A 13,268-nucleotide genomic window follows, 5' to 3' on the forward strand; every position below is an offset into this window, starting at 1 on the left:
GTCCCAGCTGTAACAAGCACGGCTGTAAAAAGCCAAGGAGCCCGAAGATGGAAGCAAACGCCGGCAGCACTCTTGCGCCCGTTAATTATTCTGACGACAACGTCGCCAAACCCCTTGAAAATCAACCTGTCAATTTTTACTCCCTGACACTGGAAGATCTGAAAGCCTATATCAAAAGCAAAGGCAAAGAGCAGTTCCGTGCTCAGCAGATTTTCAAATGGGTTTACGAACAGCGTGTGACTGATCCGGAGCAGATGACCAATCTGTCCAAGGAATTCCGCCAGGATCTTCCATCCATGCTTTCTTTCGAGCTGCCTCCGGTTCTTCAGCACTTGAAGTCGGTTGACGGCACCCAGAAATTCCTGTTCGACATGAAAGACGGCATGTCCGTTGAAGCGGTTGTGATTCCGTCTGAAGACCGTCTGACTTTGTGTATTTCCTCTGAAGTGGGCTGTAACATGGCCTGCAAATTCTGCTTCACGGGCAAACAGAAATTGAAACGCCGTTTGCGCACAGAAGACATCGTGGGTCAGTTCATGCAGGTTCACGACCGTCTGGCTGAAGGCCAGCGCATCACCAATATCGTATTCATGGGCATGGGCGAGCCGCTGGACAATCCGGAAGCAGTTTTCAAAACGATCGACGTGATTCATTCCCCATGGGGTATCAATCTGTCCCGTAAAAAGATCACGGTATCCACTTCCGGTATCGTGCCGGAAATGTGGCGTGTGGCTGATGCGAAGGTCCGCCTGGCAGTCAGCTTGAACGGTCCTAACGATGAGATCCGCACTCAGGTGATGCCAATCAATAAACGCTGGGACACCAAGACATTGTTGGAAGCTTGTAAAGAGCACTACCGTGTTTCCAAAGACAAGATCACTTTCGAATACGTACTGCTGAAAGGTATCACTGATCAGTTGGAGCACGCTCGTCAGCTGGTGAAACTGGTGAAAGACGTTCCGTGCAAAATCAACATCATTCCGTTCAATGAACACCCGGGTTCTGGTTACGAGCGTCCTGATGACGACACGATCCAGGCGTTCCACACTGAATTGATGAATCTGGGCGCGCATGTTCTTCTTCGTCGCTCCATGGGTCGTGACATCTTCGCGGCTTGCGGTCAGTTGACGACGGTGAAAGAGCGTCCTCAGACGATGGATATTTCCAACTCTCGTCTCGCGGGTCTTCCTAAATACAAACGTGAACTTTTGGCTGCGCAAGAAGCAGAACAAAACAATCAACAATAGAGGTAACATTATGTCTGAAATTCTTGTTGTCGGCAGTCTGGCTTACGATTCCATTGAAACTCCATCCGGTAAAGTGGACCGTGCTTTGGGCGGTTCTGCGAACTATTTCTCTTTGGCAGCATCACTGTTTTCCAAAGTCCGTGTTGTTGGTGTGGTTGGTGAAGACTATGACCAGAAGGACTATGATCTTTTGAACAACCGTGGTGTGGACCTGGCGGGTCTTTCCAAGGTTCCGGGCAAAACCTTCCATTGGGCGGGTTCCTATGAAGGTGACCTGAACGAAGCAAAAACTTTGAAAACCGATCTGAATGTATTTGCGGACTTCAATCCGCAACTGCCAGAGCATTTCAAAGATTCTTCTTTCGTGTTTCTGGCAAACATCGCCCCTGAACTGCAATTGCAGGTTCTGGAGCAGGTGAAATCCCCTAAGTTTGTTGGCATGGACACCATGAACTTCTGGATCTCCATCAAAAAGGACAAGCTGATTGATGTTCTTAAAAAGGTGGATCTGGTTTTGATCAATGAAGGTGAAGCCAAGATGCTGACAGGCGCTGCCAATGCGATCTCTGCAGCTCCGATGATCACTGCTATGGGCCCTAAGGCTGTTGTTATCAAACGCGGTGAGTACGGTTTTGCGATGTACACGAAGGACGAAGGCTACTTCATCCTTCCAGCAATGCCGATCCCGACAGTTGTTGATCCAACGGGCGCGGGTGACACCTTTGCTGGTGGTTTCTTCGGTTATCTGGCAGCTCAGAAGGAAGTTCCAACTATCGCGAATTTGAAACAAGCCTGCATCATGGGTTCCATGATGGCTTCCCATACGATCCAGGATTTCTCTGTAAAAGCCTTGGCGAATGTGACTTTGGGCGATCTTGAAAAACGCCTGACTGAATACAAAAAAGTCATCACTGTTTAAGATCCTGTCAAAGGCCTCCACCCTGGAGGCCTTTTTTCTTTGTTAAGATGTTTTGTGAATTGAAGATAAATTGAACATTGTTTGTTACTGAAAGTCTGGTTTTTAGGCAAGAAGCAAACAATTCTTGTTTATGCCTCTGTTGCCCGTTGCTGCGCTTCCGATGTTTAAGGCATGAAAACAGCAGTATATTTACTATTGGCATTCTTGTTTTTGGCAGTATCTGTGATTTCTTGTTCAGAAGAGCCGAAGGCTCTTATACCGACGGATTTACCAAGCACGGAAACACCGACGACACCCACCACGCCGACAACGCCTCTGCCAGATGGCGTGCCAGCTGGGAGTTATGTTTACCTGCAGGTGGGCACTCGCTGGGAGTCAGCGGCTGAAACCGCTGAGTTTCAGAACTGGAAAACCTGCTCGATAAATCCAAATTCCCCCAGCACAGACCTTCTTTGTGAAGTCTCGATTCCAGAGGCGCAGCTTTACTATAGTGAGGTGCAGTTTAAAATGGGTTCTCTTCAGCCTGCCTATTGTCCGATTCTTAGCTTTACGCCGTACTATTATCTTCGCTCGGATGATGCGCCCCAGGACAGCCCTGGTCCGCCCGATGCTCAAGGCAACCCAACGACAGTGACAACTGGAGGCTATGTGCCTCCTGGTGCCGAGCCCACCTCATCTCCACTAAACTGTGAATCTGGCACATTGCCCTCCCTTTGTTTTGGCGGGGCAGCTCCGATCATGGTTGAGGATTTTCCGAAAAATAATGGCAATTACTTTTTGACCAGCGTTCAGGAAAGCCATGGTTATGTTCTGGAATCGTCCAATTCGCTGCGATATTACGGTTCTGCCAAAGTGAATTACACGACGACGAATAATCTGAGCGAGGTCAACCGCGCAATTCCTGTGGTGGGTGGATTGAAAGAGCGTGCGGCAAATTCATTCCAGGATTATGAAATTACCTGCAAAAGCTATTGGGGTGAAAAACTGTTTGGAATCAAGTTGATTCTTTCGGATGAAAACTGGGATGACAGCGGTGGTCTGGATCACTACACCGACTGGAACTGATTCGACAAAACGATTTTGAAACAACAAAGAGACCTAGGCTTCCTGGGTCTCTTTGCTTTTTGTGGTTACTTTGTTTGGAATCTGCTCAGCGATGTATTCGGCGACCGCGGCAATGGTCAGTGAAGGGTTGGGGCCAGTGGAAGAGGGCAGGATGCTGCCGTCTACGACGAACAAACCTTTATATCCGTACACTTCGCCCAGTGGATTTACGAAGCCCGTGTCAGAGGTTTCCCCCATCGGGCAACCGCCCAGAGGGTGAACGGCCACGACTTTATTCAAGTGAGTCAGCGGGTTGTCGACAAAAACTCCACCAATACGCTCGGCGATTTTCTTCATTTGCGTGCGCAGGCGATCAAAGTGCAATTTGCTGCCGTCCATTTTCCATTTGATGATGGCCTGATTGTCCGAGCGCAGACGGATTTCTCCGTCGGGTTTGTCACGACCCATGCCCAAAAGCACAAAGCAGCGCTTGGTGAAGTCCGCGCGATCAATGGCCTGGGCGAACTCTTCACCGACGTTGACCTGGTCGCGGCTTTCGAGATTCAGAATCTTAAAGACGTATTTCTTGATACTGCGGGCAAACAGCGTCCCTAGTCCGCGAATGCCCGGCAGCTGAGGGATTTTTCCGGAAAGATACCAGGCAAAGCCCACCGGGAATCCGGCCTCCTGCAGGTACATTCCATGGTGATAACCATCGTCATAGTCCTTGAAGTTATATTCAATTGCACCGGTAATAACCGGACCATTGGTGGCGTCGATATTTTCGCGGGATCCAAAAATCAATCCCAGCAAATCACCATTGCCGCTCCACTTTTTTCCCAGCCAGATGTTCAATTTTGGCAGGTGCCCCTGTTTTTTCATTTTCAACAGCAGGGAAGTCGATCCGATAGACCCGGCTGACAGCACCACATTTTTCGCAGTAAAAGTGGTTTCTTGTTGTGGGAATTCCGGAATGACATAAGTCACTTTATAATAGTCACCAAAGTGCTCGATACGCACCACATCCGCGTGAGTGCGAATGTCGGCAGGATGTTCAGATGTCTTCAAATTCCGGGCGCGGAAAATATAATTCAAATCCAAAGAGTTCTTGGCATTGATGTTACAACCGATGTCGCAATCACCGCATTTGTTGCACTTGGATTGCAAGGCCCCATGCATGTTGTGGGTTTGATGTCCGGGAAAGCTGCCTTCAAAACGTACCCCCAAGGGCGGCAGATTAAAGCTGGGTTTTCCGACCGAATCCGGCGGTGGCGGCATTTCTTCCGCCAACCTTTTTAAAAGCGCGGTTTTTGGAGTGGCCTTGTAGTAGTTTTGCGTTTCATAAGGGTAGGGCTTGGCCTCCATCATATGTAGAACCCGGTCGTAAAATGGATCAAGACTTTTACGGTTGTAGATCTGCGGCCAGCCCTGGAAGAATCTGTCGGGCATTCGGTAAAGAACATTGGCATAAATCAGACTGCCACCACCCAGTCCGCTGGCTGTCAGCGACAGGACATCACTTTCCGGCGTATCCCGCATTTCCATCAGACCGTATTTCTGGTCTTCGGGATCCCAGAACATACGCTGTTGCACATCGTGGGGGCGACGTGGAAATTGACCTATCTTCCACTGACGGCCACGTTCCATCAGGCAGACTTTATAGCCTTTTTCAACCAAGCGGCAGGTCATGACCGATCCGCCAAAACCAGAACCGATCACGATATAGTCATAGTCCAATTTCATAGTGCCTCAGGCAATGCGAAGTTTCGGCTTTTCGGCAGCCGGTGTTTGTTGCAAAGAGTTTTGCTTCAGGAACTCCACCAGTTGGGGGAAGACCTCTGTGTGGCAGTATTGTCCCATGAAAACATCCTGATGTCCGTACTGGGCAAATTCCTTGTACTGGATCCGGCCCGCGTTCTTGGTGGTTTTCAGTTCGTCATAGGTTTTTTTGTTTGAGCCCGGGAAAATATGATTGTCGCTGCCGGAAATCAGCAGTGTCGGCGGCATGTCCAGCAGCTTCATTTTCTCCAGATAGTTGATCTGGCCATCAAAGGAAAGCGAGTGCTGAGCCATCAGCATTTTGCGGATGTGTTTGTGATAGTGAAAACTGGTTCCCCCAAACAGATCCATCAGGCGACGGTGAGTCGCTGGATGCAGGTTGCGATGATTGTAAACTGCCGGGAAGCCCCAGCCCCACATGAAGCTGACCATGTGGCAGGCTGGTTCGCGGCATTCACTGCGCAGAGACCGCTCCATCCAGTACAGCCATTTACCAAAGGCGCGCCCGGGCATATAGGGGATTCGCGGGCTGACATAGGCATAACCAAAAACTTTTTCAAAGATTTCCGGACCCACCATCATTTTCAGCTTCGACTGCCAGCGCACTTGCGGAGTTAAAGACACACTGTTTGAAATGACACTGGCGATATCAGTGATATAGCCGGCAGCCAGCGATGCCATGAATGCCAGTGAACCCACACAGTGGGCTACCACATGAATGCGCACGTCATTGCCGCATTGCTCGCGAATGAATTCCACGGCGCGGGGGATATCGTATTTGGCGATATCATCAATGGTGTAGCCATGCGGGGAAAGATTGTAATTAAAACGTCCGCTGCCCCGCCAGTCCAGCGACCACACATCGGTGTACCCGGCGCCGTGCAGATGATTCACCAGATTTTCGTGCTCAGGCATGATGAACATGTCAGTTGAAGTGGTCAGCCCGTGCAATAGCAGTACGACATCTTTTTGAGGGGCGCAGTGGAATCTTTGAATGGATATACTTAAGCCGTCGCGCGTATCAAGCGGGTGCAGTGTCTTTTCCCCCAAAGCCACCCCTTGTGTGGTGTGTGGTGGATAAATATGTTCATTCCAGCGCGCGGAGGAGGTGGTGAAGATAAATGGGGCATAGACCTCCCAAAGATTTCCCAGGAAGGCTTTGAAATATTTCAAGATGGCTTCCTTGTCCTCCATCGAATTGGCGGCATTGGTCTTGAAAGTGCCCATCTGCTTGATAAAGTCCTTCAAAGAAATTCGCAGAACCCCGACACCCTGGACCTTTTTTTCACCAAAGTTTTCATAGGTGGAATGCCCTTCCCACAGATAGAAATACAACGTCGTGGTCTGTTGCCAGATCTCAGAGGTGTCTTCTTTGATCACGTCCTTAAAGCCAAACAGGGTCCATTTTTTTTCTTCGCGGTCCTGAAAGAAAAGCGTGTAGTGCATTTCTTTGGCGGTGTCCATGTTGGGGCTGGCGGCAGGTCGGGTGAATAAATGAAAGTGGCCTTCAAGAATGGGCAGTTCATCGCCAAAACGGATGTCGGTCACGGTGCCTGAAACTTTGGAAGGGGTGCTGTTGTCAGCATGAAACTTTGCCAGATCCGGGACATGAATCTGCAAATTGAATTCAAACGGCAGTTTGTCAAAACGTTCGGACTCTTTTTGAAATTCCGATTGTGGCAGCGGTGCGGAAGGGCGCAGTGTGAATTTTTTTGCGACAAAAAAGCCAGCCATTCTTTCGCTGAACTCTAGTGAAGTCACTGTTGCTGTCATTTAACTATCCTTTGTTTATATCTACATTACGGAGTTTTGTGAAAAACATGAATATGTCTCAGGCCCAGAAAAATTGGACGCAACTGTAATTTGTCGGACGCATGGATTGCTTGAATGCCATTAACAAGAGTTGATCAAATATCGGACTGCATACAACCGGCTTTGGTGGACAAAATTTATGGGTTCGTTTACGATGAAAACAACTGAATAGTTTCATCGGGTTCCGCGATTTTTGCGGAAGTTTATCGAGGGTAGGGTCGCCCTCACTAAGGAGACCCTATGGAACTTCCACAGAAGTTTTTGAATCTTTTGGTTATCATCATCCCCCTTATATTTTTTGTTTCCGTCTTTTTCTTTATGGAATGGCGCCAGAGAAAAGCCCGTCAGCGCACGGAGCCGTCGCAGAATGAGACACCCCGGACCTAGATCCTGATATTGATCCGGCTTTGTTTTATACTTAAAGGGAAGTCCGGAAAATTCCGATATTTCCCTTAGACATGAGCAAAAAGAAAAAGAAATCTTCAGCCGCAGAGAATCTGATTGAGTCATTGATGGATGATCTCAAGGAGATTCAATCCGAGTCCTCGTATCGTGCAAGCGATGCGAGCGAGGAGTATGACGGTCTGCCTGCTCTTGCCACAGACGAAAACCGTCTGGATGCGACTGCCGTGGGCGGGAACATCTGGGACAGTCTGGAACAGGGACTTGGGAAAGATGCTGCCAAAGACATCGACTCTTCAGAGTTTGTCGGTGGCGCAGAATATTCTGCAGAGTCCAATGAAAGTTCTTACGATGGTTCTTACAATCCACCTGCAATTCCAGAGGTGGAGGCTTCTGAATCTGAAGACTTTGAAATGCCCGAGGGCTTTGGCGATTTGCCGCCTTCCGAGCGCTTCATGATGGGTCCGTCCGTGGGTGAAGAGGAACGTTACGACGGTCCTTCCGCGGATGCAGGCTATCAGTCGGCGGATGACCTGGATTCGATGCCAGTGTCGGCGATGGATGACGATTCCACTCGTCCGGTTTTCAGCTCCCAGCCAGTTGCTGAAGACAAAACCGTTTCCATTCAACAGGATTTCAACGCCACCAGTTCAGCTGTGGGCGGCACTGATGCGGATAAAACTGTCGCAGTGGAAGGCTTTGCCAATGCCCGTGTGGGTTCGCGCAAATCCCAGCCTGAAGTGGATGTCAAAGTCAGCGTCGGAAACTTCCGTGGCAGCCGTGGGGCCGCCAATGTGATGACTTCTGTGGATGCCAGTCTGGCTCAGGCCGAAAACCTGAAGCTGGCGCAACAGCGCATCCTGGAGCTTGAGCGGGAAGTGGAGCATCTGCGTGGTGAAAATGAAGAACTGGCTTCTGCCGGTGAAATCATCCGTTCCCGCACCGATGACCTGACCGTTCGCATTTCTGAAATCGAAAAAGAGAAAACCGAGATGCAGGAATCCGCACAAAGCGAGATCCTGATCCTGAAAGGGAACCTTCAGTACAAAGAGAACGAGGTTGCCAAGGCGCGCATCAAGGTTGAAGAACTTGAAACTAGACTAAAATCCGACTTCAAAAAGATCCGTGTCCGCGAACGCGAGCTGGAAAACCGCCTGGAATTGCTCCGTGCAGAAAAATCCGCTCTTGTTCGGTCCAAAGATGAGTATATTTTAGAACAAAAAAGAAAGATTGATCAGCTCTCTCAGGAACTCGATAATTACCGTAAGAAATGTCTTGAGCTTAACAAGACGATCGAGGCCAATCAGGATCAAGTCAAACGAACCGAGCGCGCACTGCGTTTGGCTTTGACGAACCTGGAGGCGAAAGAAGAGAATCTCGTTCCGTTGAAGAAAGCTGAGTAGTATGGAGTCCGCTTCCCAGGTAGAAAGTAGCGAAGGCGCCGCCCTTGCGAAACCTGCTCCCGTGAAAAAAATCAAGATCATCGTCAGTGATCTCCATTTGGGGAAGGGCCGCCTGTTGGAAAAAGGCGGAATCAATTCACTCGAAGAATTCTATTACGGGGAAAAGCTGGTGGAATTCATCCACTTCTATTCCACCGGTGTCTATCGCGACTATGAAGTCGAACTGATCATCAACGGCGATTTCCTGAACTTCCTGCAGTGTGATTACAAAGGCCACTTCCTGTCAGTGATCACTGAATCCGTGACTTTGGAGATTCTGAAAGACTGCGTGAACGGGCATAAAGCCGTCTTTACCGCGCTGTCTGAATTCGCCGCAAAACCCGGTAACACCATCACCTACATCGTCGGCAACCACGATCAGGGGATGCTGTGGCCTGCCTGCCGCGCCTACCTGAATCAGGTCATCGGCACGCCGATTCGCTTTAAAAACATCGTTTATTTCTTTGATGGAGTTCATATCGAGCACGGCCATATGCATGAAGCCGCCAATCGTATGGATCCCAAAAAGTTCTTCCTGAAAAAGGATCTGGTGGAACCGATCCTGAATCTGCCGTTTGGATCCCATTTCTTCCTGGAAGTGGTGTTGAAAATCAAACAACATTATCCCCATGTCGATAAGATCCGTCCTTTTGGCAAAATGGTCCGCTGGGCTTTCCTGAACGAAACCGGAACAATGATTCGCGCGTTCTTTATGGCCATGGGATACTTCCTGAAAAGCATCCTGGTGAAGGATCCGCGCCGTCACTGGCCTTTGAAGCGAATCATCCAGGTGATCGCGGAAAGCGCCATCTTTCCGGATTTAAGTGAATCAGCGCGTAAAATTCTGGGGGATGACCGCGTGCACACCGTGATCTTTGGTCACACGCACGTTTATCAGTATCGCCAGTGGTCAGAGAATAAAGAATATTTCAATACGGGAACATGGACTGAGATCACTTCTTTGGATATTGTGTCCTTGGGAAAGATCACGAAACTAACCTATGTTCTTATCGAATACCCTGAAGACGGAGGTCGGCCGCGAGGCAGACTGAAGGAGTGGAAGGGTTATCACAAAATCGAAGAAGACGTAGCCATCTCGTGAGCGGGCGATGAAAACGGCCCATCCGACTGCGTTGTCGGACAGCCTTCTCGCTTCGACGTGCTTGGAGCACGCCTGCACTGCGAGGGCTGTCCTCCGCCTTGCGGCTGGACCGTTTTGATCACCCTTTAAATCCCAGTAGTTTTCTGGCTGGCCCTTCGGGCGCCGCGTGGGGGCTGGCTCCCTTTGGGAGCGCCGCGGGTGGGATCGGTTTTTAACTTAGAAAGAGATGCACGTATGTTGGAGATTTCGCATTCGTTTCATAGGATTGATGAATCTGTTTTGGTGAAGTGTCAGGAGTCTTTGAAGTTGTTTTTGCAACGTAAAGAGATTGGCTTTCCTCAGGTGATGGAGCGTGTTTCTTTGTGGCAGCAGTCTTATAAAGTGGGGACTGAACTGGCGGAGAAGTTTAAGAAGATTGTTATCGTTGGGCTTGGTGGGTCTTCTTTGGGGACTCGTGTGATTGCCGAGGTTTTCTGTGCTCGCAACATGTACTTTGTCGACAATGTGGATGCTCTGGAATTTGAAACTTTGATTGAAGAGCTGGGGGATCTGAAAGAGGTTGCCTGGGTTTTCATTTCCAAGAGTGGAACTACGATTGAGTCTTTGTGTGCGCTTGAGCTTGTGGATCAGATTTACACTGAAGAAAAGTTGGATCTTCCCAAGCACAGTGTGGTTATTTCTGAAACCAAAGACAGCAGTTTGATGGCTTGGGCTCGCAAGCATTCTATTCCTACTTGTGAAATTCCTTTGGATGTTGGGGGGCGCTTCTCGGTGCTTTCTCCGGTGGGGATGATGCCGGCGGCGTTTTTGGGTCTGGATCTTGAAAAATTCCGTGTGGGGGCGATGCGTGCTTTGAATGACACGGCGGTTGTGACTCAGACGATGGCTCAGGTGGCGCAAAGCTATAAGCGTGAAGAATGGATCACTCTGCTTTGGATTTATAATTCTCGTATGAAGTCTTTCGGGGCTTGGTATCAGCAGCTTTGGGCCGAGTCTTTGGGGAAACCTGAAACTCGTGCGGGGAAACCGGCTCCGCGTGTGAGTACGCCAATGTCTGCGGTGGGGGCTTCGGATCAGCATTCGATTTTGCAGCAGGTGATGGAAGGAACCAAAGACAAGTTCGTTGTGTTCCAGCGTGTGGAAGAATCCGAGGCGGGTTCTTTGCGTATCAATAAAGCTCAGTTCAAAGAAACCCAGGACCTTGAAGGTCGCACGATGGGTGAACTGCTGCGGGCAGAAGGTTTGGCCACGCAGGAGGCATTGAATCAGAGTGGTGTGTCCACGATGACTCTTAAGACTAAAGTCCTAGACGAACACAGCCTGGGTTACATGTTCATGTTCTGGCAGCTTGTGGTTGCGGGCTTGGGCGATTACCTGGAAATCGACGCCTTCAATCAACCGGGTGTCGAGCTGGGCAAGAGACTAGCGAAAGAGAAATTGAAGAAAGCATGATTGTCAGGTGACGGGGGGAAGTTTTATACTTTTCCCTATGGCTCACAACGATGACAACTCAGACAACTTAGAAAAAACCAGTATTGTTGCCAGCGACACTTTCAAGGGTCGTCTTAAAGAGGCGGATGATGTTCCGCCGGCAATTGTTGTTTTGATCGGCCCTCCGGGCTACGTCGGCAAACAATATCCTATCACGGCCAGTGACATCGTCATCGGCCGCTCTGTGGAAAGCCAAGTTTACATTGATGATAAAAGTTTGAGCCGTTCGCACGCGAAGTTTGCTGTCAATGGCAGTGAAGTATCCGTGATCGACCTGGGATCCACGAATAAAACCATCGTGAATGGTCAGGTGATCCCACCACTGGCTTCGTGCCTTTTGAAGAATAATGATCAGATTAAAACCGGCAACGTGATCTTCAAGTTCCTTGAAAAAGGCAGCATTGAAGCCATGACCAATGCGGCGATGTACGATCGTGCGCAGAAGGATGCGTTGACGGGCGCTCATTCCAAAGGGGCGCTTTTGGACAAGGGCCCTGAGGCGATGAAACGCGCCGAAGTGCTGAACGAGCCATTCAGTCTTGTGACTTTCGATATCGATCATTTTAAAAAGATCAACGACAGCTACGGGCATCCGGGCGGTGACTATGTTCTGAAAGAGCTGTGCCGTATCGTGATCACCAAGCTGATCCGCTCCAACGACTTCTTTGCCCGTTATGGTGGTGAAGAGTTCGTGCTGCTGCTTTCCGGTTCTCCATCCAAAACGGCCGGCGAAGTGGGTGAGCGTATCCGTCAGACGATTGAAGCTCATGATTTTACATTTGAAGGCAAGAAGATCCAGGTGACCATTTCTGTGGGCGTGGCGACCAAGCTTCCAAATGAAACCGAATGGACTCAAGTGTATGACCGTGCCGATAAGGCGCTGTACCAGTCCAAACAGGGTGGCCGTAACCGCACGACCATCGTAGCTTAATATTAGTTTTTATCCCGGGGTTGGCTTCTTACAAGACTTTACTGAAGAACCTCCAAACCTGGGAATCTTGAAAAGCCGCATCTATATTATAGGTGCGGCTTTTGTTTTTCTGCGTCGCTGACGTAATAGATGTCCCTACCCTTATGGTCTAGGGCCGCTTTGGCCATTTTTACAGTCCTCTATATATGGATGTGATTTTCATGTTAGCCGTCAGTTCTGCTTAAAATTTAGTAGGGGTTTTGACCCATAAGAAATGATTATGGGTGTCATAACGAAATGCGTAATTCCTAAGTTGTTTCATATATTTAGGGCCACTTCGACTCTTCAAAATCAGGCATCATCGTTGCATTAGTGAAAGAGAGTAAGCATCGCGGGTTTGGGGGCGAATTTACCGGGTGCTGGGGGGAGCAGAATGGCTCTTCTGGGAAAAAAATTCAGAACGTTAACCGAATTTAGACAGAAACGAGTCAAAGTATGGAGAGAGATCTAAACGTAACGGATCTTGAACTGGTAGAAAAAGTAAAGTCTGGCGACAGACGCTCTTTTTCCGAACTCGTGAAACGACATCAGAGAAGTGTGCTGCGTATGAGTTTGCGGTTCGTAAAGGACATGGACACAGCTGAGGACGTGACGCAAGAAGCGTTCATCAAGGCTTACGAAAAGCTGAACACCTTCGAAGGTCGTTCTTCTTTCAAAAGCTGGTTGTTCCAGATCGCAGTGAACACCGCACGCAACAAACTTCGTGAGTGGAAACGTGACACCGTGGATATCGACGATGTGCAATTGGCTGTAGATGCGGAGGCCGAAACTACACTCGTCCATACGGCGGTTTCTGACATACTTAAAAATGAAGTAGAGAAGCTGCCGTTCAAGCAGAAAACAGCCCTGGTTCTTCGTGTGTACGAGGATCTGAGCTTTAACGAAATCGCTGATATCATGGAATGCCCATACGATACGGCGAAGGCGAACTACAGACATGCTCTGATGAAACTTCGTCAGACATTCGAACAGCAGGCTGAATTGAAAAACTGGACGGAAGAAGTAGGTGGCTTCTTCCTCGAGGTTAACCAAAGATTTGCGGAAGCAGAAGGATAAGAAT

Annotated in this window: 10 protein-coding genes; 8 read left to right on the plus strand and 2 right to left on the minus strand. The window is 49.2% G+C overall.

From position 1 onward, the window contains the following. Positions 1 to 47 precede the first annotated feature (47 nt). The 3 genes from rlmN to BDT_RS03500 all read left to right on the plus strand — a co-directional run bounded on the left by rlmN (position 48) and on the right by BDT_RS03500 (position 3,231). Positions 48 to 1,247, plus strand: a complete 1,200-nt coding sequence (rlmN, locus tag BDT_RS03490; RefSeq protein WP_015089881.1) for a 23S rRNA (adenine(2503)-C(2))-methyltransferase RlmN — start codon at positions 48 to 50, stop codon at positions 1,245 to 1,247. Between the two features lie 10 nt (positions 1,248 to 1,257). Beyond that, positions 1,258 to 2,166: a PfkB family carbohydrate kinase gene (locus tag BDT_RS03495; protein WP_015089882.1), complete on the plus strand. Its 909-nt coding sequence runs from the start codon at positions 1,258 to 1,260 to the stop codon at positions 2,164 to 2,166. A 171-nt stretch (positions 2,167 to 2,337) separates the two neighbouring features. Further along, the gene (locus tag BDT_RS03500) at positions 2,338 to 3,231 is read left to right on the plus strand and encodes a hypothetical protein (RefSeq protein ID WP_148278691.1); all 894 of its coding nucleotides are present in this window, start codon (positions 2,338 to 2,340) and stop codon (positions 3,229 to 3,231) included. A 33-nt stretch (positions 3,232 to 3,264) separates the two neighbouring features. Here BDT_RS03500 and BDT_RS03505 read toward each other — a convergent pair whose 3' ends face one another. Then, positions 3,265 to 4,953, minus strand: coding sequence for a GMC oxidoreductase (locus BDT_RS03505; RefSeq protein ID WP_015089885.1), 1,689 nt, complete (start codon positions 4,951 to 4,953; stop codon positions 3,265 to 3,267). A 6-nt stretch (positions 4,954 to 4,959) separates the two neighbouring features. After that, the gene (locus BDT_RS03510) at positions 4,960 to 6,762 is read right to left on the minus strand and encodes an alpha/beta fold hydrolase (RefSeq protein WP_015089886.1); all 1,803 of its coding nucleotides are present in this window, start codon (positions 6,760 to 6,762) and stop codon (positions 4,960 to 4,962) included. Positions 6,763 to 7,313: 551 nt separating this feature from the next. On the opposite strand from BDT_RS03510, the gene BDT_RS03515 reads away from it, so the two are divergent. The 5 genes from BDT_RS03515 (at position 7,314) to BDT_RS03535 (ending at position 13,264) form a co-directional block, all read left to right on the plus strand. Beyond that, on the plus strand, positions 7,314 to 8,606 hold the full coding sequence (locus tag BDT_RS03515) for a hypothetical protein (RefSeq protein WP_235046244.1): 1,293 nt from the start codon (positions 7,314 to 7,316) through the stop codon (positions 8,604 to 8,606). Positions 8,607 to 8,667: 61 nt separating this feature from the next. Further along, the gene (locus BDT_RS03520) at positions 8,668 to 9,747 is read left to right on the plus strand and encodes a metallophosphoesterase (RefSeq protein WP_015089889.1); all 1,080 of its coding nucleotides are present in this window, start codon (positions 8,668 to 8,670) and stop codon (positions 9,745 to 9,747) included. 300 nt (positions 9,748 to 10,047) lie between these two features. Continuing rightward, positions 10,048 to 11,199, plus strand: coding sequence for a glucose-6-phosphate isomerase (locus BDT_RS03525; RefSeq protein WP_235046245.1), 1,152 nt, complete (start codon positions 10,048 to 10,050; stop codon positions 11,197 to 11,199). A gap of 37 nt (positions 11,200 to 11,236) precedes the next feature. Continuing rightward, positions 11,237 to 12,169: a diguanylate cyclase gene (locus tag BDT_RS03530; protein WP_015089891.1), complete on the plus strand. Its 933-nt coding sequence runs from the start codon at positions 11,237 to 11,239 to the stop codon at positions 12,167 to 12,169. A 474-nt stretch (positions 12,170 to 12,643) separates the two neighbouring features. After that, positions 12,644 to 13,264 (plus strand): RNA polymerase sigma factor, encoded by a 621-nt coding sequence (locus BDT_RS03535; RefSeq protein ID WP_011163302.1) that lies wholly within the window; start codon positions 12,644 to 12,646, stop codon positions 13,262 to 13,264. The last annotated feature ends 4 nt before the right edge of the window (positions 13,265 to 13,268 follow it).

The sequence above is a fragment of the Bdellovibrio bacteriovorus str. Tiberius genome (assembly GCF_000317895.1).
Classification (GTDB): Bacteria; Bdellovibrionota; Bdellovibrionia; order Bdellovibrionales; family Bdellovibrionaceae; genus Bdellovibrio; species Bdellovibrio bacteriovorus_F.